Annotated in this window: 18 protein-coding genes; 5 read left to right on the top strand and 13 right to left on the bottom strand. The window is 32.7% G+C overall.

Annotated elements, in window-relative coordinates; translation table 11 throughout:
- The first annotated feature begins 76 nt into the window (after window positions 1-76).
- Both nhaD and B0I10_RS00255 read left to right on the top strand, forming a co-directional pair.
- Window positions 77-1,363, top strand: a complete 1,287-nt coding sequence (nhaD, locus tag B0I10_RS00260) for a sodium:proton antiporter NhaD (RefSeq protein ID WP_112084486.1) — start codon at window positions 77-79, stop codon at window positions 1,361-1,363.
- Between the two features lie 82 nt (window positions 1,364-1,445).
- Complete coding sequence (locus B0I10_RS00255) at window positions 1,446-1,805, top strand: nuclear transport factor 2 family protein (protein ID WP_112084485.1); 360 nt, start codon at window positions 1,446-1,448, stop codon at window positions 1,803-1,805.
- 27 nt (window positions 1,806-1,832) lie between these two features.
- Here B0I10_RS00255 and B0I10_RS00250 read toward each other — a convergent pair whose 3' ends face one another.
- The gene (locus tag B0I10_RS00250; RefSeq protein ID WP_220086182.1) at window positions 1,833-2,522 is read right to left on the bottom strand and encodes a potassium channel family protein; all 690 of its coding nucleotides are present in this window, start codon (window positions 2,520-2,522) and stop codon (window positions 1,833-1,835) included.
- 7 nt (window positions 2,523-2,529) lie between these two features.
- On the bottom strand, window positions 2,530-3,954 hold the full coding sequence (locus B0I10_RS00245) for an L-serine ammonia-lyase (protein WP_112084484.1): 1,425 nt from the start codon (window positions 3,952-3,954) through the stop codon (window positions 2,530-2,532).
- Between the two features lie 169 nt (window positions 3,955-4,123).
- On the opposite strand from B0I10_RS00245, the gene B0I10_RS00240 reads away from it, so the two are divergent.
- Window positions 4,124-6,622 carry a M14 family zinc carboxypeptidase gene (locus B0I10_RS00240; protein WP_112084483.1) on the top strand — a complete coding sequence of 833 codons (2,499 nt, stop codon included), beginning with the start codon at window positions 4,124-4,126 and terminating at the stop codon, window positions 6,620-6,622.
- 3 nt (window positions 6,623-6,625) lie between these two features.
- Here the strand turns inward: B0I10_RS00240 and B0I10_RS00235 are convergent, their stop codons facing one another.
- On the bottom strand, window positions 6,626-7,024 hold the full coding sequence (locus B0I10_RS00235; RefSeq protein ID WP_112084482.1) for a cupin domain-containing protein: 399 nt from the start codon (window positions 7,022-7,024) through the stop codon (window positions 6,626-6,628).
- A gap of 283 nt (window positions 7,025-7,307) precedes the next feature.
- On the opposite strand from B0I10_RS00235, the gene dnaK reads away from it, so the two are divergent.
- A complete protein-coding gene (dnaK, locus tag B0I10_RS00230) occupies window positions 7,308-9,194 on the top strand; it encodes a molecular chaperone DnaK (RefSeq protein WP_112084481.1) in 1,887 nt (628 codons plus the stop codon).
- A gap of 36 nt (window positions 9,195-9,230) precedes the next feature.
- On the opposite strand, the gene B0I10_RS00225 is transcribed toward dnaK, so the two are convergent.
- Window positions 9,231-10,124: a Brp/Blh family beta-carotene 15,15'-dioxygenase gene (locus tag B0I10_RS00225; RefSeq protein ID WP_112084480.1), complete on the bottom strand. Its 894-nt coding sequence runs from the start codon at window positions 10,122-10,124 to the stop codon at window positions 9,231-9,233.
- A 110-nt stretch (window positions 10,125-10,234) separates the two neighbouring features.
- Between B0I10_RS00225 and B0I10_RS00220 the strand changes: the two genes are divergently transcribed.
- The gene (locus B0I10_RS00220) at window positions 10,235-10,960 is read left to right on the top strand and encodes a bacteriorhodopsin-like (protein WP_112084479.1); all 726 of its coding nucleotides are present in this window, start codon (window positions 10,235-10,237) and stop codon (window positions 10,958-10,960) included.
- Window positions 10,961-11,387: 427 nt separating this feature from the next.
- Here B0I10_RS00220 and B0I10_RS00215 read toward each other — a convergent pair whose 3' ends face one another.
- The 9 genes from B0I10_RS00215 to B0I10_RS00175 form a co-directional block, all read right to left on the bottom strand.
- Window positions 11,388-12,506 carry a Fic family protein gene (locus B0I10_RS00215; protein WP_112084478.1) on the bottom strand — a complete coding sequence of 373 codons (1,119 nt, stop codon included), beginning with the start codon at window positions 12,504-12,506 and terminating at the stop codon, window positions 11,388-11,390.
- Between the two features lie 198 nt (window positions 12,507-12,704).
- Entirely contained in the window at window positions 12,705-13,829 is a 1,125-nt protein-coding gene (locus B0I10_RS00210) for a hypothetical protein (RefSeq protein WP_112084477.1), read from the bottom strand.
- Between the two features lie 150 nt (window positions 13,830-13,979).
- Window positions 13,980-15,377 carry an McrC family protein gene (locus B0I10_RS00205; protein ID WP_112084476.1) on the bottom strand — a complete coding sequence of 466 codons (1,398 nt, stop codon included), beginning with the start codon at window positions 15,375-15,377 and terminating at the stop codon, window positions 13,980-13,982.
- A gap of 6 nt (window positions 15,378-15,383) precedes the next feature.
- Window positions 15,384-17,498 (bottom strand): McrB family protein, encoded by a 2,115-nt coding sequence (locus tag B0I10_RS00200; RefSeq protein ID WP_112084475.1) that lies wholly within the window; start codon window positions 17,496-17,498, stop codon window positions 15,384-15,386.
- Window positions 17,499-17,510: 12 nt separating this feature from the next.
- Complete coding sequence (locus B0I10_RS00195) at window positions 17,511-19,040, bottom strand: class I SAM-dependent DNA methyltransferase (protein ID WP_112084474.1); 1,530 nt, start codon at window positions 19,038-19,040, stop codon at window positions 17,511-17,513.
- 5 nt (window positions 19,041-19,045) lie between these two features.
- On the bottom strand, window positions 19,046-20,548 hold the full coding sequence (locus B0I10_RS00190; protein WP_181456860.1) for an ATP-binding protein: 1,503 nt from the start codon (window positions 20,546-20,548) through the stop codon (window positions 19,046-19,048).
- Complete coding sequence (locus B0I10_RS00185) at window positions 20,541-21,119, bottom strand: DUF4062 domain-containing protein (protein ID WP_112084472.1); 579 nt, start codon at window positions 21,117-21,119, stop codon at window positions 20,541-20,543. Before B0I10_RS00185 ends, B0I10_RS00190 begins: the two co-directional genes overlap by 8 nt.
- An 8-nt stretch (window positions 21,120-21,127) precedes the next feature.
- Window positions 21,128-22,579, bottom strand: coding sequence for a restriction endonuclease subunit S (locus tag B0I10_RS15585; RefSeq protein ID WP_181456859.1), 1,452 nt, complete (start codon window positions 22,577-22,579; stop codon window positions 21,128-21,130).
- On the bottom strand, window positions 22,579-25,401 hold the full coding sequence (locus tag B0I10_RS00175; protein WP_112084471.1) for a type I restriction endonuclease subunit R: 2,823 nt from the start codon (window positions 25,399-25,401) through the stop codon (window positions 22,579-22,581). The genes B0I10_RS15585 and B0I10_RS00175 overlap by 1 nt, the downstream gene beginning before the upstream one ends.
- Window positions 25,402-25,543: the final 142 nt, after the last annotated feature.

The following is a 25,543-nucleotide window of genomic DNA, read 5'->3' as shown; positions in this document are numbered from 1 at the left end:
TAAAATATTTTAGATAAAGATGTTTTCGGTTACAAAAACTTACTACTTTAGCTAAGGATTTTTTAATCTTATAAAAATGACTTCAATCCTTCTAGCGATAGCAATTTTGGGCTATTTATCGATTATTTTCGAATCTCCAATCCGTATAAACAAAACCATTACATCTATTCTAACGGGTTCATTGTGTTGGATTGTTTATGCCTTTTTGTACACAGGCGATAAACATGAAGTTTCAGACAAATTGATTCTTCATTTTGGTGAAATTTCAGGATTGTTAATTTTCCTTTTGGGAGCGATGACGATTGTAGAATTGATTGATATTCACAAAGGTTTTTCGGTTATTACGAATCGTATTCGCACAAAATCGGTTTTAAAATTGTTATGGATTGTAGGTGGAATTACCTTTTTTATGTCGGCTTTATTAGACAATTTAGCTACAGCAATTATCATGATTACGCTCTTGCGAAAATTGATGCCAAAGAGTGAAACACGAATGATTTTAGCCGGAATTGTAGTAATTGCTGCCAATGCCGGTGGAGCTTTCAGTCCAATTGGAGATATCACCACCACTTTACTTTGGATTGGCGGACAAGTCAGTGCATTTGGAATTGTAAAAGTACTTTTTCTTCCTTCGGTGATGTGTCTTTTAATTCCTTTGATAATTGCCAGTTATCGAATGAAAGGTTTTACGATGCTAAGAGTTCAACTTTCTATGGCAGAAGTGATTAAAGAAGAAAAAATGCGAGGCAGTTTAAGTGTGTTTTTAGCCGGCGTTTTTGGATTGGTAATGGTTCCGGTCATCAAATCAATTACTGGATTGCCACCGTTTATTGGGGTTTTAATGGCTTTGGCTTTTGTTTCCTTGGTTTCGATCATCTATCATCGCAATAAACCACAAGAGGAAAAAGAAAAATATTCGGTTGCGTATGCATTGTCAAAAGTAGATGTGAGTTCCATCCTTTATTTTATGGGAATTTTGCTTTTGGTGTATGTTTTGCAAGAAGTTCAGATTTTGAGTCAATTATCTATTTTTCTGCAAGAAAGTTTACCGAACAATAATGTGATGATCATTGCCATTGGCGTTTTATCATCCATTGTTGATAATGGAAGCTTGGTTGCGGCCACGCAAGGAATGTTTCCAATTTCTGATTATCCTATGGATGATTCTCTTTGGGAATTCATTGCTCTTTGTGCCGGAACCGGAGGAAGTATGCTAATCATCGGTTCAGCTGCCGGAATTGCCATTATGGAAAAAGAAAAAATGACCTTTTTGTGGTATTTAAAAAAAATAACGCCTTTGGCCATTGCCGGATATGTTGCCGGAATTGTAACGTATCTGATTTTAAACCTACTAACTCATTAGAAAATTCACTTATGAAAAAGTTTCACTTCTCATTTTAGTACTGTGTTTTCAATTTTCTTTTGCTCAGGAGAGCGAAATTCAAATGACAATTGGAAAATTTTTTAATGCTTTTCATCAAAGAGATTCCATTGCTTTAAAGAAGGTGTGTTCTGAAAATTTGGTTTTACATTCTATTTCTGAATCAGAAAAAGAATCAAATTTTTCAATTCAAAAAGCATCGGATTTTTATAAATCCATTGCAACAATTCCATTATCGATGAAATTTGAGGAAAAAATTCTAAGTTTCAAAGTTCAAATTGATGGTGCAATGGCTCACGTTTGGACACCGTACGAATTTTATGTGAATGATAAATTGAGCCATTCCGGGGTGAATTCTTTTCAATTATACAAAGAAAACGAGGTTTGGAAAGTGGTTTATATTTTGGATACGAGGCGGAAATAAAAAGTAATTATTTTTCAATTTTTAATTTTATTGATCCTCTTTTTTCTTAGCCATCCCAGTTGAAATAAGATTGGAAATAACCACGGCAGGATATAAAATTCCAACTGCAGACAAAAAGACGGATGTCATCCTAGCAGCCGCATTGATTGGAATTAAATCACCATAACCAACGGTTGTTAAACTGGTCATACTGTAATAAATAAAGTTAGGAAAATTGAGTGTTTCTTCGTCGGGTTTCCAACTGCCTTCTAGTGAGTTCCCGAAGACTAAATGAATAATTTCTAATAGTGATACACCAATTAAACCCAACATTAAATAAACATTCACAGCACCAATAATTCTGTAATACGTGATTTCCTTATCTCTGAAAAGCAATTTTAAGTTGACAATAATCAGTAAAATGAGGTTCATTAGTATTACGACTTGTTCCCAAAAATAGAATTCGGTATCCGAATCGCTAAAACGAATGAAGCGTAATATGACCTGAAGTAGAAAAAAACTTATCGTTAATACTTTAAACCATAAATGATCAGACGAGAAAATTCCAATTAAAAAAAGAAAGAGATAAATAGCATTGAGTGAATATTCTCCAATTATTTCTGCATCTATTAAAACCGGAACAATAAAATTCAGACACAATAAAACGATCAGTAAACTGATGAAACTGGTGTCGGATAACCAGAATTTTTTGATTTTTTTTATTGAATCTAGTATCATCCTTAATTTAACAATCGGCCAAATTCACTCCAACTGCCAATCCGCCTTCGCTGGTTTCTTTGTATTTGGAGTTCATATCTTTAGCGGTTTCCCACATCGTATTGATTACTTTATCTAACGGAACTTTCGCGTTGTTTGCATCGGTTTCCAAAGCTAATTCAGCGGCATTAATCGCTTTAATTGCTCCCATCGTATTGCGTTCGATACACGGAATTTGAACCAATCCGCCAATCGGATCACACGTCATTCCTAAATGATGTTCCATCGCAATTTCGGCAGCCATCGTCACTTGAGCAGGTGTTCCACCCATCAATTCACACAACGCTGCTGCTGCCATCGCACTGGATACGCCAATTTCAGCTTGACAACCGCCCATTGCGGCAGAAATTGTCGCTCCTTTTTTGAAAATACTACCAATTTCTCCTGCAACAAGTAGAAATTGTTTGATTTCTTTTTCACCGGCTTCGTGGTTTTCAATCACTAAATAATACATTAAAACGGACGGAATTACACCCGCACTTCCGTTGGTTGGAGCGGTCACAACACGACCTAAAGCAGCATTTACTTCGTTAACGGCCAACGCAAAACAGCTTACCCACTTTAGAATTTGTCTAAACTTCACTTCTGTTTTACGAATGGTTTCCAGCCATTCTTGCGGATTTGAATACGGAATAGTTCCTTTTAAACCTTCGTGCATATCAAATGCTCTTCGACGAACGTTTAATCCGCCGGGCAAAATTCCTTCGGAGTGACAACCGATGTAAATGCATTCTAACATCGTGTCCCAAATTCGCATTAACTCGTAGTTAATTTCTTCTTCGGAACGCATCGATTTTTCATTTTCATAGACAATTTCAGAAATCGATTTATTTTCTTTTTTACAAAATTCTAATAATTCATCTGCTTTTTGAATAGGATAGGGGAAAGCACATTTTATCTCTAATTTCTTTTTGGCATTGGTTCGTTCTTCTTTCACCACAAATCCGCCACCAATTGAATAATAGGTTTCACTAAACTCTTTATCATGAGTAAATAAAGTAAAAGTCAAACCATTAGCATGAAAAGGAAGAAAATTTCGGTTGAAAACAATATCATTTTCAAAATTAAAATCAACTTGGATTTCATTTCCCAGATTGATTTTTTTGGAAGTTTTTACCGATTGAACAATTCCATCAATGTCAGCAATCGGGATGGTTTCCGGATCTTGTCCACTTAGTCCTAATACTATTGCTAAGTCGGTGGCATGCCCTTTTCCCGTTAAGGAAAGCGAGCCATATAAATCGACTTTGACTCTAATGGCTTGATTCAGAATGCTTTCTTCTCTGCATTCGGCCAAAAACCGCTCAGCAGCTCTCCACGGTCCGAGCGTGTGCGAACTCGATGGTCCAACACCAATTTTAAGCATATCAAAAACAGAAATACATTCTTCCATAACGCAAACGATTTAGTAAAGGCAAATATAGTGTTTTGTTTATTGCTTATTCAAACGAGTTTCTTAAAAATAGAATTGAAAAATTAACTTTTCTTTATTAGTTTGTGAATTCACTTTTCAGTTCAACCGTTCAAAAAATAACCTATATTTGACTTCTAATTTTTTTAAAATGAATCGATTTTTTAACCTACTTCTGTTTTTTGTATGTTTAATTGGATTTTCACAACCCAAATCGCCATCAGAATTTTTACCTAATTATGGAAAACAAGTGACCTATTATCATCAAGTGGAAGCTTATTTTGATCAATTAGTTAAAAATTCAGATTGGATTCAGCATCAGAAATATGGTGAAACAACGCAGGAAAGAAATTTGAATGCCTATTATATTTCAACACCGGAAAATTTAAAAAATTTAGAAGAAATCCGAAAGAATCATTTGTATGAAATCGGACTTTTTTCAACCAAAAATAATTCAAAATCAAAAACAATTGTTTGGTTGAGTTTTAATGTGCACGGTAATGAAATTGGAGCAATTGAGAGTGCGTTATCCGTTGCTTATGAACTGATAAACCCAAATAATAAAGAAACAAAAAAGTGGTTAGAAGACATTGTTGTCATTTTAGACCCATGTTTAAATCCCGATGGTTTTTCACGTTATGCGAATTGGCTTCGCGATATTTCGGGCAAGAAAACGCATCCCGGAGTTTCAGACCGAGAGCATATGGAACCTTGGCCGGGCGGAAGACAAAATCATTATGTGTATGATTTAAACCGCGATTGGGCTTGGCAAACACAATTGGAAACGCAATTGCGAATGGATTTGTATCATCAATGGATGCCGATGATACATGCCGATGTGCACGAAATGGGTTATAATGAACCCTATTTTTTTCCACCGGCAGCTGAACCCTATCACGAACAAATTGCTCCTTTTCAGCGGGATTTTCATAAAAAAATAGGGGAGATTACCTCTAAAAAGTTTGATAAAGAAGGTTGGATGTATTATTCCGGCGAACGATTTGATTTGTTTTATCCGAGTTATGGCGACACGTATCCATGCTACAATGGAGCGGTAGGAATGACGTATGAACAAGGCGGAATTGGAGCAGGAAGAGCTGTTTTATTAAAAAATGGTGAAGTATTGACTTTGCAGGACAGAATTAATCATCATACCAAAGCCATTCTAACCGTGGTTGAACTTTCTAACGTGCAAAAAGATGTTTTAACTAAAGCGTTTAGAGCTTATTTTAAAGATAATCGAACCAAACCAAAAGGAAAATACCAAACGTACATCGTAAAAAATAGTCCGAAAAATTTAGAACTTTCTGTATTACTTAATCGAAATAGAATTGAAACTGCCTTTACAGATGAAACGAAGAAACTTTCCGGTTATCATTATCAATCCAATAAAGAAAAATCGTTTACAATCGAACCGAATGATTTGATTATTAAAGTAGATCAACCAAGATCGGTTTTAACGCAAGTTTTATTTGAACCGCATCATAAATTAACCGATAGTTTGTCGTATGACATCACAGCTTGGTCGTTGCCATTGGCGTATGGCGTGGAAAGTTTTGCCGTGAAAGGAAATTTGCCCGTTAAAACAAAAACAAGGTTAGATTTCAGTGCACCTACAATAGTTCCGAATGCTTATGCGTTTTATATTCCTTGGAATAATAGAAGTTCAGCTCGTGTGTTGAGTTTGTTGCATCAAGGAAATATCAAAGTTCGTTCGGCGAGAAAAGAAGTTTATTTTGGAGATTTAAAAATCGAAAGAGGTGGCTTGATTGTGACGAAAGGCGATAATTCGAAAGTGCAAAATTTTGAAGAGACGATTCAGAATTTAATACAAGAAAAATATGATTACGTCGCGTTAGAAAGTGGTTTTGCCAGTAATGGTGGTGATTTAGGGGGCGAAAGTTATCCATTATTAAAAGCACCAAAAGTATTGGTGTTAGGTGGAAGCGGAGTCAGTAATATCGATTTCGGACAAGTTTGGTTTTTTATGGATCAAGTGATTGAATATCCGATGAGTACTGTTGAAATGCAACATTTTAATCGTGTAAACTTAGCCGATTACAACACATTAATTTTACCCGAAGGTTGGTATGGTTTTTCAGACAGTCAAAAGACTTCAATCGATAGTTTTATTTCCAAAGGTGGAAAAGTCATTGCAATCGGTGGTGCTGTGGGTCAATTTGAGGACCGTCCTGGTTATCATTTAACAAAATTTGCCACAGAAGATGAAAAAGCAGAAGCTCAAAAATTCATTGAAGAACAAGAATTATTAGATCGTTTTCTTGATTTTGAAGGAAGTGAAAGACGTTCGATTTCGGGTTATATTCCGGGAGCAATTATTGAAAATTCAATTGATGCGAGTCATCCGTTAACGTTTGGATTAGGTGAAAAATATTTCAGTTTGAAAACGAATGATTCCAATTTTAAACTCTTAAAAGGGGCTCAAAATGTCATTTATGTTCCCAAAAATTACCAAAGTTTTGGATTCATTGGCAACAAATTAAAAAAATCATTGCAAGAAACCGTTTCATTTGCCGTTGATTATCACGGAAACGGAAAAGTGATTTATATGATTGATAATCCGTTGTTTAGAGGATTTTGGGAAAATGGTAATTTATTGTTTAGTAATGCTTTATTCTTGGTTGAATAAGTTTTAAATGCCGACATTCATATCTTCATAACCACTTTTTATAATGGTAGAAATCATTTTAAACTTTTCATTGGCATTAAAACAGTGATGGGAATGTGCAGGAATTACAATACCATGGCCAAGCTTTAAACTATGTTCTTTTTTATCTATTGTCACGCTTGCAACACCATGAATAATTTGAACATAAGTATCAAATGGAATCGTTTTTTCACATAATTCTTCTCCTTCATCAAAAGATTTGGCGGTAACATTTCCTGTGGACTTCCTGATGATTGTTTTACTTTCAATAGCGTGTGGAGCATATTCAATTATTTCTACTATAATATGCGGCTCGCCTTTTTCTAATTCAGCACCTAGTATATGACCAAGTGAGCTTTTATCGTTTACTTTATTTTTTTTCATGACATTTTTTTTATTTCTTACTTTGGTAAAGTTGGTGCTTTAATATGACAAATTGTTTCTTAAATCATAGAATGAATTGTATAATTCACATGTTTTTTTTACTACTATAACTAGTAATATTTTAAATAGATACAAAAGAAATGTCATAATGTCATATTTTTTCTGAATCTTCAATCGATATATGACATTTCTTTTTAAATTTCTCACTTGGCATAATCCTTGTCCTTTGCAAATCAAGTTTTGAAAAACGAATTTAAAAACAAGACATACAAATTAAAAAATTATGAGTAAAATAATTGGAATCGATTTAGGAACTACCAACTCTTGTGTATCCGTAATGGAAGGTGGAGAACCGGTAGTAATTGCAAATGCTGAAGGTAAAAGAACTACGCCATCTGTTATTGCATTTGTTGACGGTGGTGAAATCAAAGTAGGTGACCCTGCCAAGAGACAAGCGGTAACTAATCCAACCAAAACCATTGCGTCTATCAAACGTTTTATGGGTAATAAATATACTGAAAGTGCAAAAGAGGCTGGAAATGTAGCGTATAAAGTGGTAAAAGGTGACAACGATACGCCACGTGTGGATATTGATGGTCGTTTATATACACCACAAGAATTGTCAGCAATGACACTTCAAAAAATGAAAAAAACGGCTGAGGATTATTTAGGTCAAACAGTAACCGAAGCGGTTATCACTGTTCCTGCCTATTTTAACGATGCTCAACGTCAAGCTACAAAAGAAGCGGGAGAAATTGCCGGTTTAAAAGTAATGAGAATTATCAACGAACCAACTGCTGCTGCGTTAGCTTATGGTTTGGATAAAGCCGGAAAAGATCAAAAAATTGCAGTGTACGATTTAGGTGGAGGTACATTTGATATTTCTGTACTTGAATTAGGTGATGGCGTTTTTGAAGTATTATCAACAAATGGAGATACTCATTTAGGTGGAGACGATTTTGACCAAGTAATCATCGATTGGTTGGCCAACGACTTCAACAGCGAAGAGGGTATCGATTTACGTAAAGACCCAATGGCTTTGCAACGTTTGAAAGAAGCAGCTGAAAAAGCGAAGATTGAATTATCATCTTCTACACAAACAGAAATTAACTTGCCTTATGTAACAGCTACAGCAAGTGGACCAAAACACTTGGTAAAATCATTAACCAGAGCTAAATTTGAGCAATTGGCTGAAAGTTTAGTAAAACGTTCAATGGAACCGGTTGTAAAAGCATTAAAAGATGCAGGTTTATCAACTTCAGACATTGATGAAGTAATCTTAGTTGGAGGTTCAACCAGAATGCCGGTTATTCAAGAACAAGTTGAAAAATATTTTGGAAAAAAACCATCCAAAGGTGTAAATCCTGATGAAGTTGTGGCAATTGGTGCTGCTATTCAAGGTGGTGTTTTAAGTGGTGATGTAAAAGATGTATTGTTATTGGATGTTACGCCTTTATCATTAGGGATTGAAACAATGGGAAGTGTAATGACCAAATTAATTGAGTCGAATACAACCATTCCAACCAAAAAATCACAAGTTTTCTCTACAGCTGCGGATAACCAACCATCGGTTGAAATTCACGTGTTGCAAGGAGAAAGACCAATGGCAAATGACAACAAAACAATTGGTCGTTTCCATTTAGACGGAATTCCGCCAGCTCCAAGAGGTGTTCCGCAAATTGAAGTAACGTTTGACATTGATGCTAATGGTATCATCAAAGTTTCTGCAACGGATAAAGGAACAGGAAAATCACATGATATTCGTATCGAAGCTTCATCAGGATTAACTCCGGAAGAAATCGAAAGAATGAAAAAAGAAGCAGAAATCAATGCGGAAGCTGATAAAATTGCAAAAGAAAGAGTTGACAAATTGAACGAAGCAGACGGAATGATTTTCCAAACTGAAAGTCAATTAAAAGAATACGGCGATAAATTGTCAGATGCGAACAAGCAACCAATTGAAGCTGCGTTAAATGAGTTGAAAGCGGCTTATGAAACAAAAGACATCGCAACAATTCAACCTGCTTTAGACAAAATCAACGAAGCATGGAAAAATGCTTCCGAAGAAATGTATAAATCACAAGACAATCAAGGTGCTCAACAAGCTCAGCCACAAGCTGATACAAGTGGAGATCAAACACAAGATGTTGATTTTGAAGAAGTGAAATAATTTCCTCCTTCATAAGAATAAAAAAGCGAACTGTAACTAGTTCGCTTTTTTTGTATTAAACATATTTATAATTACCCAAACATGAGGGAAAGTAATGGCGGCTAAAAAAGAGAAGAACAGAGCATCAAAAAAATACTCATTTTTAAAAATTAAATACAGCAACAAAATACCAACCAGTGAAATAATCCAATAATAAAAAGCAGCTTTAAAATATTTTTTAAAGTTATTATAGGAAATTGAACCGTATAAATAATTGATTTGATCCATCATTGAAGGGATACTGTGCCACAAAATAAAGTAGATGGCAAATCCCCAAATCAATGAAGATGTTTTAAAAATAATGGCAAAAACGAATAAAAATAAGAATTCTTGTAACACTCTATTTTTGAAAGGTTTTGAATTAAAATATTTTACAAGACACAATGATAAAAAAATACTTAATAAAATGTAAAAAAGTAAATTAATGCTATCAGAGGAAATATGAATTTTAGTAATATCAAAAATAATACGTTGAACTTCTTTAATATGAAAAATAAATAGGAGGCTGAGTATTAGTAAACCGTAAATTAGATGGAACACTACATTCAATACTTTAATTCCATCTTGTTTATTACTTTGCCAATGTTGCTCTCCAAAATGATAACCACTAACGAGTATAAACAATACTAAAGCAAGCGAGGGTATAAAATAAAATAAAAGTGCTCCCAAAATGACTACAACGATGTAATAAACTAAAATTTTACAAAAGGATTGATTACTAAACTTTGATTTTGTTTGACCAATTAATAGTAAATCATTTGCTCCATGAAGAATCCCAAATGAAAAAATTAGTAAAAATCCTATAAATATTTGGACTTGCTCAGTAAAGAAAGAATTAATCCATAATCCTAAGAAGCTTGCTACTATTGAATAATTTGTAAATTTATGCATGGTTTTTTAAAATTTGTTTAAATATAAGTAAAAAAAATTAAACAAAAGTTTTTTTATTTTGTTTAATCTTTTATAAATTTGTTTGAACAAAAAAATTAAATTATAATTTTATGAAAAACTTTATGTTAGTAGCGGATTTAGTTCCTAAGTTAGACCCTACAGATTATGTAGGATTTACATTTTTTGTAGGCTGTATGGCTATGATGGCCGCCTCAGCTTTTTTCTTTTTGTCATTGAGTCAGTTTGACAAAAAATGGCGTACTTCAGTTTTGGTTTCCGGCTTAATCACGTTTATTGCCGCTGTTCATTATTTTTACATGAGAGATTATTGGGCTTCTCACATGGAATCACCAACGTTTTTTCGTTATGTAGATTGGGTGTTAACAGTGCCTTTGATGTGTCTTGAGTTTTATTTAATTCTAAAAATTGCAGGTGCAAAACAGTCTTTACTATGGAGAATGATTGGTTTTTCAATCATCATGTTAGTAACAGGTTATTTAGGGGAAGCTGTTTACAGAGACAGTGCTGCATTTTGGGGATTTGTTTCAGGAGTAGCTTACTTTGTAATTGTTTATGACATTTGGTTAGGAGCAGCTGCAAAATTGGCTAAAGAGGCAGGCGGAGATGTTTTAGCCGCTCACAAAATTTTATGTTGGTTTGTATTAGTTGGATGGTCTATTTATCCGCTAGGATATATGTTAGGTACAGACGGCTGGTATAGTGGTTTACATGGTTTAAACTTAAATATTGATGTTGTTTACAACATTGCTGATGCCATTAACAAAATTGGTTTTGGTTTAGTAATCTACACTTTAGCAGTTAAATCTAGTAAATAATTAAACTTATTTATAAAAAGCCATCTAAGGGTAAATCTCTTAGATGGTTTTTTATTTTACTAAAGAGCGGTGATTTTGGTCATTTATTTCCCAATACAGAAAGTGCGGAGTTAACTATTAAAGGGCTTTGAAGTATGGAGGTACAAGCGAGGTACAAATTCTAAAATCGGTGCTAATTTCTGTAAGCAACCTAAAGTTCAAATATACTACTATTATCATCGTTTGTAATCTCTCCAATAATTTATTTTTTCACAGAAATTTTTCTATCAGAAATTTATTTCAAACAACTATTTCATAGTGAAGGTTTATCATTTTTCAGCCGATTAAATAATTTAACCAGCTCATTCTTTTTCCGATTGCTTTATACAGAACTATTGTGTTAAGTACAATAAAGTTCTATTATCAATCCACCAATAAATATCCATATTTATTTAATCTTTTCTGGGTTATGTATTTTTAACCTTAATTTCAGTTTATACGAAGTACTCCTTCCAGCACCAATTTGCTCCAATACATTTTTTTTGACTAAGTCTTGCAAATCACGTAGGGCAGTATCAGTAGAAGTTTTCGCGATTTTAGCATACTTGGAAACATTGAGATTTCCGAAAAAATCATCTAAGAGTAATTGTAAAATTTTTTGTTGTCGAGCATTAAAAATGGTTTCTTTGTGTGTTTCCCAAAACTGAGCACGAACAATTGTTTTTGCAATTATTTCATCGGTTTGATCCATCGAACGCATTAAGCAATCTAAAAACCAAACTAGCCACGCAGTCACATCAAGATTTCCTTTTTGTGTGCTTTCTAATATGTCATAATAATTCTTACGTTCCGCTTGTATTTGTGCCGACATAGAATAAAATCGTTGTGGCGTTTTATCTGCTCGTGCTAATAACATATCCGTAATTGCTCTTGTAATACGACCATTTCCATCATCAAAAGGATGAATGGTAACAAACCATAAATGTGCAAGTCCAGCTTTGAGAACAGGGTCAAGGTCTAACTCTTTTTCCATCCATTCTAAAAAAACATTCATTTCATCGGGCACTTTGCTAGCATTGGGGGCTTCAAAATGTACAATTTCTTTTCCCATTGCCCCTGAAGTCACTTGCACTATATCATCACGCCAAGCTGCCGTTTTTATTTTATACATTCCACTTCGACCTGTTGGAAACAATGCTCCATGCCAATCAAACAATCGCTCAGCAGTTAGCGGAGAATTATATTTTTGTGTTGCATCCAACATCATTTCTACAATTCCTTCAACATCTCGTTCTGCGGGTATTGCACCTGCAATTTCAATTCCTAAACGTTTTGCTATTGAAGAACGTACTTGTTCCGGGTTGAGCAATTCACCTTCTATCTCACTCGATTTTACTACGTCCATTGTTAGTGCTTTCAACATCGTTTCTTCCTGAATGTGAAATCCTAACGTTTGCATTTGACCCAGTATCTTGCCTTGGCGATGTCTTACCTCACCAAGAATAGAACTGATGGTTTCTGCATCCCATATAAATGAAGGCCAATTTTTTTGTTCGTGAATGTACATAATCAATGCATTTATGCGGTAAATATAAGGTCTTATGACCGTATTAACTAATTTTTGCGGTGATTATTTGTATTAATCACCGCAAAAAAGCAGTGATTAACATTAAAAATGACCGCACCTGTATAATTTCCAAATTTCGGTGATATCGAAAATTATATTATACGGAGGGAGGTAAATTATTAATTTGTGGTAAACGTTTTAAAATCCGTAATAGTTTTTTTGTTGCTTAGGTTTATGAAATTCTTCTCTGTCGTTGTCATTTAATAATTCATCTTTCCTATTAATAAAAGGATCAAACCAATCTGCTTTTTCATTTGCCCATTTTATCCATTCTTTCAATTCCGTTGTGAGTTTATTTTCTTTAATCGATTTTTGCTCAGTTGCATTTATAAAGTTTCTGTAAATTGTTGCTTTTTCAAATTTTTCAGCATCTGAAAAAAACTTTTTTGTATTGATTATTTCTTTTTCTTTGCGAGCTTCAAACTCTTTTCTGATTTTTTCTTCCTCAGCTCTTTTTAAATCGGATATTCTGGCTCGCTCTTGCCATTCTTTTTCTCTTTCAGCAATAAGCTCTAATTTGGCAACAATCCTAGCCAACATTCCTTCCAATTTAACCTTGCCATCTCGCCACTCTCTTTCTCCTGAATATTTACCCACTTTAAAAATAAATTCACCAGTTGGAACATATTGAGATGAACGATATTTTGTTGTTGGTGGGACACGTTTTGATGCTTCCCTTAAATCAATCTCGATTTTTATACCATCAATTAGTACACAATCACAACCATACTGTTTTGACATGGTGTGTCCTCTATATCGGAGTAATTTTGTGAAAGTATCCATGAATTTCAAAGCTCTTTCCCTACTGTTTTTTTCAACTCTGATTGGGTAGGTAATTCTATTATCATCGCGATATGAATTGAAAATAATTTTGCCTGACCAGTATTGTTTTGTTTGTATAGTTAGAATATCAGGTCTTGTTATTTCATTCGGAACAATTAAAGGTGCCTTTGGATCATTTTCAATTTCTTTGGTTCTAATGGTTAATGGTGCTTGGTCCACATTAATTGGATTACCCTCTTTTCTTATTGTTAAAACGATTTTATCAACTCCATCAAAAATTGGATTCAGCTTTTCTTTTTTGAACTTTTTATTGAATTTGAGTTTTGACCAATAACTCCCATCAGGCATAGGGATTTCATATTGTTTGCAAATTTTTTTTATAGCGTCAATTGTGTATGCATACTGCTGTGTCAACTTTGAAAGTGTTGTTGACCATACCATATTGTATAATTCTTTTCTAGTTAATTCGATAGTTTCCATAAAAAACACCTCTTTAAAAAACTGAATTAAAGATACAAAATGTTGATTAAAAAATGAAAGTAACTAAATGAAGCAAACAAAGACGTGAGTTAAGGAATACTTGGACTAAATAGGGATTTTGTGCATTTCAATGAGGTAATGAGATTATATTTAGTAATTGTTTAATGCAGCACCTATTCGCTCAATAAATTCTTCTTCTTTTTGTATAAGTTCTTTCATAGATAGTTTATCATTTATATATACACCATCAATTAAAAATTTTATTTTGTTTCCAACTAATCCATAAAGTGAGTCAGAATGTGATTTTTCAATATTGATTTCATTTGACAAAGGAAATAGTAATCCAGCGGTAATTATTTCAGTTTTATAATATCCAGAATAGGAATGGATTTGATGTAAATCATTCCTATCAACATCTTTATTAATCATTTCCATTTTTTTAAACTTTGCATCAAAAACTGCAATTTTATTATTATCTCTGTTTTTCATTACAATATCCGGAAACATTGAACGCATATAAAATTTATGTTTATAAATATCTATCTGTTGTTGAGCATTTACAGACCACTCATTAAAATTTTTATTAAGTAGTTTTTCAATATACAATTCAAAAAGCTCTGCTATGTCAAACAAATAACCAGTAGTTGACATATTACTATTCGAATCATCAGACATCAAATCATTTTCCAATAATATTATTTCAGCATAGTCCAATACTTTCTTAAATGAACTGTATAATGGATTATTAATTGATGGATGTAGTTTTGCTTTACGAATTGTATCATTAGTAACATATCTACCTGAATAATTCTGTTTTAATAATTGATTTACTCCTAGAAGTCTATTGTGAATCTCTTTTCCAAAAAGTGATTCCAATTTTCTTAAAGTTAAATATAGTACGTCTATAATTTCTTGGACATAGCTACGCTCTTTGAATACAGAAGTTAACTTACCTTGAAATGGTATATCTTGTTTTAAGTAGGCATTGAAATCTATTGCACCTCTTACTTTATGACTACGTTCTCTTTGCGTTTTATATTCTTGTGGCAAACCTAAAACAGCAGCTTTTTCAAGTGATTGAATAAAAAGGTAGGCTATAATGAATAAAAATTGATTTACAGTTTCGTCTTTTTTTGCCTTTACTTGCTCATTATCTATATAAATATCATTTACGAAATTGAGCATCCTTTTTAAAAAAACATCTCCATGATTTGAAGTAATGTTTATTTTACAACCTTTATAAAATAAGGTTCCAGCATATAAACCAGTTTGAACAAAATATTGTTTTTCCTTTTCAAGTTTTTCTTTTGAATATAATTTCAGAATTAACCTTTCTTCATCTGGTTCAAAAAAACTGCTTTTTTTAAAACTAAATAATTTAATCTGCTTTAGTTGTTCGGATCCAAGTTTTAATTCATGAAGTGAAGAAAATAGATTCTGTACATTTTTAATACCTGATTTATTTACGCCAAAAGCAACACCTAATACTGATTCATGTATTGGTGCTTCTTCGTAATAATTATGATTTACAGGTATTGTAATTTTCATTATTTTTTAATTTATGGCAGCTTTAAAATTTGCTAATGCATCATTTAATTTATTATCCAATTCGCTTTCGGCAAATACAGCTCTCAAATATTCTTTTAATGTAGGTCGTAAATAAAGATTAAAAAGTACCTCCATATTATTTTGAGTAATTTCTTTTCTTTTTGCAATATCTTTCATTTTCATAAAGAAAGAATGCCCAAACTCATAAGACTTTCCTAATCCTAAATCATATGAAATGTAATTATTCAAGCGTTCACAAGCTTTTTTGTAATAGACTATATTATTGAAATCTTCTTTGTTTTTGAATTTAGTTTCTTCCTCTACTACATCATAATCACAATCTTTTCTAATCCATTTGAATCTTCTGCGAAGTGCTAAATCAAAAGCATCAATGCTTTTATCTACATCGTTCATCATACCAATAAAAAAAACATTGCTAGGTACACCAAATTTAACTACATTGTTATCAATAGCATATGCTAAGTCCTTTTTTAGAGGATTCTCACTAATCAATTCGTCAATCAATGATGAATATTGAGTTCTAATAATATTTTTTGTATTATCAGCAATGGAAACATCATGTCTATAGTCTCTTTCTAAAAGTGATAATGTTTCACCAAATACTGAGGAAAGATTGGCACGATTAATCTCATCTACTACAAAATAATATTCTTTATTTGGATTTTTTTTGGCTTTAATACAGAAGTTTTTGAAAACACCATTTACTAATTCAAATCGAATATTTCCATCTTTAGATACTCCTTTTGGTTTAATTCCTTCTATGAAATCTTCATATGTAAATGAAGGATGGAATTGAAGTATTTCAAATCGCGAACTATCTCCTTGACATACAAAATCAAGACTATTTATTACTGCATAAGTTTTCCCAGTACCAGGCGGGCCATACATAATAACGTTTGGATTATCCTTATCTGCAATAGCATTTGCTGTTGAATACTGCCAAAGAAACCAAGCCAATAAAGTCAGTTCATATTTGTTGTCTTCTTGAATTTCAAGTAACTTTTTACTCACTGTCATAATCTGATGTGATTTATCTAGATTTCCAGTAGCATCACCTTCAATAAATTCTTCATATAAACTATTTAAAACATCTGTAGAATATATTGAAAGAAAACTAGATACATGCTCTAAAACAGCAACTTTCATTAGAATTTGCTTAGCACTATAATTTGCAGTGTCAATAATTTCAATTTTTTTTAACGGGTCTTTTTCTTCAATAATTTTCTTTAGTAATACTTTGATATTGGTATTAAAATATGTTTCCGCTTCTACCTTTGTTGCTTTATGGTTCTTTTCACTTTTAATAAAATAGGTGTCATTGTCATTGTTAAGTTTTACTTCAAAATTTTCTGCATTACCCGGTTTTGAAGAACCAAAAACAGTTTTTGTTGTTCTTTCCAAAAAATTACACAAATACCCACCAGGCATTGTTGCAGTTGGATTATTTAAAATATTTGTAAAATCCTCTAATGTAAGTGTATCATTAATTATTTTAACTCTATAGATGTCCCAATCATTTAATAGTTTTGCTATCTCGTCAGTACGATATTTTTCCTCGCCCTTTTTAGTATCAGATTTGAATTTAGTCCAAAGTAGTTTTATCTGGTCTTGTCTTTCTTGAGATAATTTTAAACTTTCCATAATGTTTTTATAAATTGATTTTTTATGCCAAACTTTAATAAACTTATTTGTTGCATTATCACCTTGACAAAAAGTTAATGTACCAGGAGCTTGTATATGTTTATTACCATATTTTTTTAATATTTCATCAAGTGTGTTCTTATCAGAATCTTCAAAAAAATTTAAAACACTTACTTTACGTCTTAACTTAAACCAATCGAAATCTTCATCTATATTTTTTTCGATAAATGCATCACTTTCTATTTTTACTAAAGCTACCGGTGTAACAGTATCTCTGACCATTACTACATCTCCAATTCTCATATCCTTCTTAAAATACTGAGGATCTAGGACAGGATTATTATTTCTATCATTCCATTCCTCTCCTAAACCTATTACTTTTTTTGTATTAAGAATAGAAATTAGGTCAACAATAGAAAGCCTATTATCTGGGTGTAATTGTATATGCCAATAATTCATATATAAATCATTTTACTCATCATTCCCATTTATCGTCTCCATAATTTCTCTAAAACTATTTAAACCAGCTTCAATATTTTCAATAATTTCATTAGCTAATATATCTGGATCAGGTAAATTGTCTAGGTCTGTTAAGCTCTTGTCTTTTATCCAAAAGATATCTAAGCTTGTTTTGTCTTTCGTTATAATTTCATCATAGGTGTATTTTCTCCATCTTCCTTCTTCGTTTTCTTCAGACCATGTTTCCACTCTTTTATTACGATTCCCAGGATTGTAAAGTTTGATGAACTCTTCCAAATGCTGCATTGTCATGGTGCGCTTTTTTGGTGTATGGTGAATATTGGTTCTGTAATCATAGAACCAAATATCTTTTGTCCATGCTTCTTTACTTGCTGGTTTATTATCAAAAAATAACACATTTGCTTTTACTCCTGGTGCATAAAAAATACCGGTAGGTAATCTCAAAATAGTATGTAGTTCTGTTGTCTTTAATAGTTGTTTACGTACTTCTTCGCCTGCACCACCTTCAAATAAAACATTATCTGGTAATACAACTGCTGCCTCACCATTAATTCTTAACATCGTTTTAATATGTTGCAAAAAGTTCAACTGCTTATTGGAAGTTGTTTCCCAAAAGTCTTGACGGTTGTAACTCATGTCTTGCTTTTCTGCATCTCCTTCTTCAGTGGTAATAGTCATGCTACTCTTCTTTCCGAATGGAGGATTTGCCAAAACATAATCTACTCTTAATCCATCATCTGAAATTAAAGCATCTGTTGATTTTATTGGAGTATTGCCATCTATCTCACCAATATTATGTAAGTACATGTTCATTAAACACATTCTTCGCGTGTTGGCAACAATTTCATTTCCATAAAAAGTATCGTTTTTAAGAAATGCTTTTTCATCACGGTCTAGTTTGTTGTTTGTAATTATCCAATCGTAAGCCGCCAGAAAGAAGCCTCCAGTACCACATGCTGGATCTGCAATAGATTTCATAGGTTTTGGTTGAATACAGGCAACAATCGCTTTTATTAATGCTCTTGGTGTGAAATACTGACCTGCACCTGAACTACCACTGCTATCAATGGCATTCTTTTCTAATAATCCTTCGTAAATTTTACCTTTGATATCAGTACCCATCAAGTTCCAGTTTTCTTTATTGATTAAATCAATAACTTTTAACAACTTTGATGGATCTTGAATTTTATTTTGGCTTTTAGTAAAAATTTGACCTAACATTCCTTTTTCAGTAGAAAGACTTCTAAGTAATTGACTATAGAACGATTCTAATTCTGCACCTCTTTTGCTAGAAAGTGTTTCCCAGTCGCAAGTTTCAGCATCTTCAATTTCATGTCCTTCTACATCTTTTAGTCTTGGGAAATCTAGTCCTTTACCATAAGGAGGTTTGTTGAGTTCGTCTGCCATTTTAAGAAACAGCAAATAGGTAATTTGTTCTAGATAATCTCCATAACCAACCCCATCATCACGTAATACACTAGCTAGGTTCCAAATTTTTGATATTATACTTGAATCTGTCATTTTATTTATTGTATTTCTAATTTTAATTTAAATTCTTGTGCTAATCTATAAACACCTGATTTTGCTGCTCCACCAAAAACCACAAATTGATGTGCTTTTAATAATGCCATATCTCTTTGCATAGTTGCTCTAGCTACATCAAAAGCAAGCATAAAGTCTTTTAAGCTTTTACCATCTTCTACTATTAACAGTAGCACTTCGTTTATTAGTCTATTAATTACAGCATCACTTGCAGTATCATTTACAGCATCATTTACAGCATCATAAACTTTCTTTTTTACAGCATCACTTACAGCATCATTTACAGCATCATTTGCAGCATCATTTCGCTCTTTTCTTTCTGATAAACTTTTTGGACCATAGAATGTAAGTGTTACACCATTAGAAGTTTCTTTCCATTCTGGTGCTCTTAAACCTGCATCTTTACAATCTTCTATAATCTTTATTGTACCTCTTCCTAATTTATCGATTAAACCTCGTAAAAAAACAATATGTGCTATATCCGGATTTACAGGATGTGAACTGTGATTCTTTTTTAAATCTTTTATTTCAATATCATTTGGAAGTTTTCCGCTATTTGAAATTACAAAACGGTCTGGATACACACTAATAGCCACACTACTAGAGAAACTACTATAATCTCTATGCATTAAAGCATTAATAATACCTTCTTGCAATGCTTTTCTTGGAAAAGTAAAATCTTGTCGCTTCCATTGATTTTTATCAAACGAACTTCTAACACCAAGACCATTAACATACTTTTCTAACTCATCTCTAATACTAAAAATATTACCTTCAAAAAGTTGGTCTCTGATTAAACTATTGTCGGTTTTACTATCAGCATATTCTGTTAATCGAACTCTTATTTGTGGAATGAATTTACTTGGCTTTTTGCCAAAAAGCACCACACAAGCATTGGTAAAAGAACCATTTAGATATAAACCATAATGACTTAGAAACTCTAAAACATCATCGTTTTCAAAATTGCTTCTATGGTTTTTTCTCGATTCAACTATAGTATCTACAATTAATTTTTGGTCTAAATCTTCTAGTTCAACACCTAAAGTTATTTGTCTTTCCCAATGCTGTTCGGACAATTGACGACCATGAATTAGTTCAGAAATTTCTTTTGAAGTTGCTTTTTGTGTATTTGCACCTTTGCGGAAATAGATATTGCCATCAAAAATATAGGGTTGTTTAGAACCACCCCAAACTTTAAGCATAATGAACTGTTTGAAACCTAATTCTTCTACAGAAATAGTAACAGGAGCATCTGGCACAATAGAGTCTAATAAAAATATTTTTAATTCCTCAACATATTGTTTAGGGTTTTCAATACCAATTGGCATGCCTTCATCAGAAACACCAACTAATACACGACCACCATCTCCATTAAGAAAAGCACATAGATTACGTGCAATTGTATCTTTACGAACATCTGCCAAGAATTCGAGCTGTTCGCTTTCGCCTTGTTTTATAAGGTTTTTTAAAAGTAGTTCATCACTCATTGTCAATATCATTAAGTTTTTCTAATTCAATAATTCTTTTGTTCATATCAGCAAACTGTGTTTTAAGAAAATCAAATGTATCAGATGTTTTAAAAAAAGGTTGTGCCCAATGTGATCTTCTTTTATCTGAATCAAGATGATTTTGAATTGCTTCATTATACATATCCACAACTTTAATATTATCAAGTACAGGAGTATATTTAATTTGAAAATCATTTCTAATACCATTAGCGTCATACATAAATTGTTTCATTAATTGTCTTGTATACTCAATAAAATGATGGGAAATAAACCATCTAGGTTTATCAATCTCTATTGCTTTTGAAAATTCTTTATGTGTGATTCCAGAACCATATCTTGGGAAAATCACACCAAGAAATAAGTCACAATCTACTACAGCTTGTAAACATGCTTCTTCATTTGATACACCAATAGGTACATAAACGGTTCCATTCTTAGACATGATAACTTCATAGCCATATCCATTCAAAATACCATGAATTTGATCCAAATCTGAATCTGATCCATGAACCGTTGAAGAAACCATTATTTTTAATTTCTGTTTAGCCATTCATTATACTATTTATTCTTTTTATCAACTTTGATTTTTGCTAATAAAACCGAAGCTGATTCATAATCTGTTTCTTTTTTGCATCTTGCTATTTCTGCAGCAGAAAGCAATTTGCCCTCAAAAGCTTTTTTAAGTATGCTTTGTCGCAACGCTTTTGCTTTTTCTAAACTATCATTTATACTTTGTTCAACTTTTTCACAAATTGAAAGTCGAGATTCTATTTCTTTTACAACTTGTCCTTGCTCATTTTTTGAACAGTAAGGAACTAACAAATTTTCAAGTGTTGTCAAATTAATATTTTTTTGAGCTGTAGCTGGAGCGTATGCACTAATTCTTCTTTTTGCAGATTGAAAAAAGTAATCAATATATTTGATATCAATAATACTTTCATAAGGAGTATAGCCCACTATACTATCAGGAAAACAGGCGTCAATTCCTAAAAAACCAGTTTCAGCAATATTAGCCGCAATAGTAATACAAAGAGTGCCCGCAGGCCAAAGTTTACTTTGCTTTAAACCAAATTCACTATAAGTTTGAGTGTATGAGCTAATAATTTCTTGGGCTTTTACCTCAGATGTTTGAAAGAAAGGATAGGGACCTCCAAAAAGTCTTTTATCATTCCTTGGACGATGCTTTGATTTTCCTCTACCAAGATCTCCAGCATAAGCTAAATAGTGATATTTCCATACCTTAGGAATAGATATTAGTTTTTTTATATCATCTTCTTTTAAAGAATTTACTAATTTCAAACTTTTTGGTTTAATAGGTTTTAGACCTTTCTCACCGTTTTGCTCCCATACTTTAACTTCTTTTTTCCAATCTTCAATTTGTTGTTTGTAGTGTTTTTCACGTTCTACTTTGATTTGTTTTATTAATTCATCAACAGAAGGTAAATTAATTTGTTTCTCTCTCCATTCTTTGGTTAATTCACCTTCAAACGCTTTTTTCAAAACGGCTTGTCTATAAATTACCAATTGATCTTTTGCTTTTTTAAGGTCATCAATACCTTTGTCTAAATCACTGAATAATTCTTCAATTTTAGAAATAATCGCTTTTTGTTCCACTAAAGATGGTAATAAAAACTTCTTTTTTGCATAAACAGAAATCCAATATCTTTTATGAGTGTCATTCCTTATTTGATTGACTTGCATACAATAAAAAGCAAATCTCATATTTACCAATTTACTTGTAGGCACCAAGATTTTCATTGCTGATGACTTTACTTTGAATTTAAAATCAACATATTGTGATGCTGTGGTAAAATCATCAAAAATGATGGTCGGTAAATTCTCAAATATACCTTCTGTTTCGTTAGTATATCCTTTTATAAATGATTTTCCTGCTGTTAAAACAGGCATTTTATAGGCATCATTATAGTCGGTACTATTTACTATATATTTTGTAGGTTGTTCGTAATCTAATATATCTTCGAAGCAACATTCTGTCCAATCTTCTCTCATTATGCTGCTAATACTTCATTAAGTTCGTTAATAATATCCTTCATTTGGTCTCCAAATAATTGGTGCATTTTTCCTCTGCCGCCTTGACTGTCAAATGGTGTGTAATCTAAATCGTCTAGTTCTATATGGTAACTACTCACTACGTGATCTTTAATCATTCGTAGCCATTCCATTTGTTCGTTGGTAAAGCGGTTGTGTTTTCCGGCATTTTGTTTAAATATCCAGTTTTTAAAGTTTTCGTCAATGGTTTTGTCAAATCCTTTCAGTTCTTTGTCTATACCACAAGCTCTGCGGATTAATGAAACTAAGGCTGTTAATTCATCTTTGGGCTGGTCGCTTTTTACATTTTCTAATACTGCATAAGCACTCCAAACATAATCTGGAGCCAGTACAGGTTTCTCTAAAGCTAATTTATCAAACACATCCTTAATCATTTTAAAAGTAATTTCTCTACGATTATAAGGTTGGTTATAGAAAATACTTAATGCTTTAATTTCGTCTTTGTGTTGCTCTAAATATTCGCTAAAATCTTTTACAATAGCTGTTGCTTTATCAACTGAAGTGGTATCCCATTCGGATTTAATAACTTTGTCAATATTTACACTGTCAATAATCTGTTCGTGTTCACGACGGACATTGTCTAAATAGTTATTCAGTTCTCCATTAAAAGTTTTAGTAGCAGCAGCAATTAATTGTTCATGTGCTACTTTTTTAGCTTCTTCAACTAAAGCAGGTGTTAAGTCTTGCCTTGGAATTTTGTCTATTTCAATTTTTGCCAAGATGTCTATTTCATCTTGGTCGTACGCCATAATTAACTCTTTGGTAATTTGCTTTAAGTTTTTACCACCGGAGTATTCTAATAATTTTTCTTTTTCCTTTTCGGTGATTTGTTTTTCCAAACGGATTAGTCGGTTTGCCAATGATAAGAATAAATCTTCGTCTGCCACACCCATTGTTACAGCTCCTAACAAATCTTTCATAGGCACTGTAGGTTGTCTTTCAAGAGGTCGGCTGTCGGTCTTTTTAGATTTGGTTGCTCCAACGGCATCCACTATTACAAAGTGTGTTTTGCTTTTGGCAGTACGAGAAACCATTTGCAAGGAATCGTTAGTAATTGTTCTTGTTCCTCTTCCTTTCATTTGTTCAAAGTAATTGACACTTTTTACATCTCGCATAAAAAGCAATACTTCTAAAGGCTTTACATCTGTACCGGTAGCAATCATATCTACAGTTACTGCAATACGAGGATAATAGGAATTTCGAAAACGGTTTAAGACCGATTTTGAATCTTCCTCAGCTTTGTATGTTACTTTTTTACAGAAATCGTTACCTTCATCAAACTCCTCACGTATAATTTTTATAATATCGTCGGCATGGCTATCTGTTTTTGCAAAAACTAACGTTTTAGGCACTTCATAATCACCATCTTTGTCCACACGATTTGGAAATATTTCAGTTTTTAAAGCCTTTTTATATTCTCTAATAATGTTTCTAATTTGACTAGGATTGACAACTTTCTTATCCAAATCATTTCGCTTGTACTCCGTATCTTCGTCTTCTTGTTGCCAACGTTTTGCACGAGTTAATTTGTCTCTTCTATCAATAAACCAGCCTGCTTTAATGGTTTCTCCATTTTGCGAAATCTCTGTTTCAATTGTATAAACCTCATAAGGTACATTAACACCATCAGTTACTGATTCTTCATAGGTATATTGGCTAACGACGTTTTCATTGAAAAAACCAAAAGTTCTTTTGTCGGGTGTAGCAGTCAAACCAATTAGAAAAGCATCAAAATAATCCAACACCTGTTTCCATAAATTATAAATGGAACGGTGGCATTCATCAATCACAATAAAGTCAAACTGTTCTATTGGAACTTTTGGAGTATAATCTACGGGAAGTGCTGCTTTTTTATTTATCTGCTGTTGCATCCAGGAATTTTCTTCAGGATTTTCCATTTCAGCACTTTCATCTAACTCTTCTCCTTTTAAAATAGAATATAATCGTTGAATCGTTGATATACACACTTGACTGTCTGAAGCTATGTAACTGGAATTTAGTCTCTGTACATTGTAAAGTTCTGTGAATTTACGATTATCATCATTGGGCTGAAAAGTCATGAACTCTTGTTCGGCTTGCTCTCCCAAGTTTTTGGTATCTACTACAAATAAGATTCGTTTTGCATCGACATGTTTCAATAATCTGTAAACAAAAGTAGCTGCTGTAAATGTTTTTCCAGCTCCTGTTGCCATTTGGATTAGGGCTTTAGGTCGGTTTTTCTTAAAAGAATGTTCTAAGTTTTCAACCGCTTTAATCTGTGCAGGACGAAGACCTGTTGGGTCTAAATCTGGCATAGATAGAAGGTTTTCTCTAAGAGATTTATCTTTTTTAATCCATTCAGCCAATGTTTCTGGTTTATGAAACCAAAACACATTTCTTCCTCTAGGCTTTGGATCTCTGTAATCTGTAAATCTAGTAAGTGTTCCGGTACTTTCGTATACAAATGGTTTTACGTTGTCTAAAGTATATTTACCAATTTTTATTGCATCTGTTGAATATCTAGAAGATTGCTCTTCCACTTGTAATAATTTATAACCAAGGTCTTCTGCTTTTGCTTCAATAACTCCGACTGCTTTTGAATTAATAAAAAGAATATAATCTGCAGAACCAGATTCGGTATTAGTTTCACGAAGTGCTATACCAATACCAGCTGACAAATTCACTTTCTCTTTTGATTGAACAATCCATCCTGCTTGTCTAAGCATTTGGTCAATTTTATCGCGTGCAATTTGTTCTGGGTTTTGGTTTCGGGTATCAGTCATTTAACTTGATTCATTACTAGTTTTAAACTACTTTTTATTTTTGAACTTTTTTTGTAAAAAGAATGTTTTTTATGATAGAGTGTAAATATATAAAAAAGCAAACTAACGTAAAAAAGAGAAACTCATGTTTTGAAAGAATTTT

Source organism: Flavobacterium lacus, assembly GCF_003268815.1.
Classification (GTDB): domain Bacteria; phylum Bacteroidota; class Bacteroidia; order Flavobacteriales; family Flavobacteriaceae; genus Flavobacterium; species Flavobacterium lacus.
This window is presented reverse-complemented; position numbering and strand designations above follow the sequence as displayed.

Bases quoted from the DNA above. Each gene is read 5' to 3' on its own strand.
- B0I10_RS00225 (WP_112084480.1), bottom strand. From the start codon at position 10,124: ATGCATAAATTTACAAATTATTCAATAGTAGCAAGCTTCTTAGGATTA.
- B0I10_RS00205 (WP_112084476.1), bottom strand. From the start codon at position 15,377: ATGAAAATTACAATACCTGTAAATCATAATTATTACGAAGAAGCACCA.
- B0I10_RS00190 (WP_181456860.1), bottom strand. From the start codon at position 20,548: ATGAGTGATGAACTACTTTTAAAAAACCTTATAAAACAAGGCGAAAGC.
- B0I10_RS00210 (WP_112084477.1), bottom strand. From the start codon at position 13,829: ATGGAAACTATCGAATTAACTAGAAAAGAATTATACAATATGGTATGG.
- B0I10_RS00195 (WP_112084474.1), bottom strand. From the start codon at position 19,040: ATGACAGATTCAAGTATAATATCAAAAATTTGGAACCTAGCTAGTGTA.
- B0I10_RS00235 (WP_112084482.1), bottom strand. From the start codon at position 7,024: ATGAAAAAAAATAAAGTAAACGATAAAAGCTCACTTGGTCATATACTA.
- B0I10_RS00250 (WP_220086182.1), bottom strand. From the start codon at position 2,522: ATGATACTAGATTCAATAAAAAAAATCAAAAAATTCTGGTTATCCGAC.
- B0I10_RS15585 (WP_181456859.1), bottom strand. From the start codon at position 22,579: ATGAGAGAAGATTGGACAGAATGTTGCTTCGAAGATATATTAGATTAC.
- nhaD (WP_112084486.1), top strand. From the start codon at position 77: ATGACTTCAATCCTTCTAGCGATAGCAATTTTGGGCTATTTATCGATT.
- dnaK (WP_112084481.1), top strand. From the start codon at position 7,308: ATGAGTAAAATAATTGGAATCGATTTAGGAACTACCAACTCTTGTGTA.
- B0I10_RS00200 (WP_112084475.1), bottom strand. From the start codon at position 17,498: ATGAATTATTGGCATATACAATTACACCCAGATAATAGGCTTTCTATT.
- B0I10_RS00220 (WP_112084479.1), top strand. From the start codon at position 10,235: ATGAAAAACTTTATGTTAGTAGCGGATTTAGTTCCTAAGTTAGACCCT.
- B0I10_RS00215 (WP_112084478.1), bottom strand. From the start codon at position 12,506: ATGTACATTCACGAACAAAAAAATTGGCCTTCATTTATATGGGATGCA.
- B0I10_RS00175 (WP_112084471.1), bottom strand. From the start codon at position 25,401: ATGACTGATACCCGAAACCAAAACCCAGAACAAATTGCACGCGATAAA.
- B0I10_RS00240 (WP_112084483.1), top strand. From the start codon at position 4,124: ATGAATCGATTTTTTAACCTACTTCTGTTTTTTGTATGTTTAATTGGA.
- B0I10_RS00245 (WP_112084484.1), bottom strand. From the start codon at position 3,954: ATGGAAGAATGTATTTCTGTTTTTGATATGCTTAAAATTGGTGTTGGA.
- B0I10_RS00185 (WP_112084472.1), bottom strand. From the start codon at position 21,119: ATGGCTAAACAGAAATTAAAAATAATGGTTTCTTCAACGGTTCATGGA.
- B0I10_RS00255 (WP_112084485.1), top strand. From the start codon at position 1,446: ATGACAATTGGAAAATTTTTTAATGCTTTTCATCAAAGAGATTCCATT.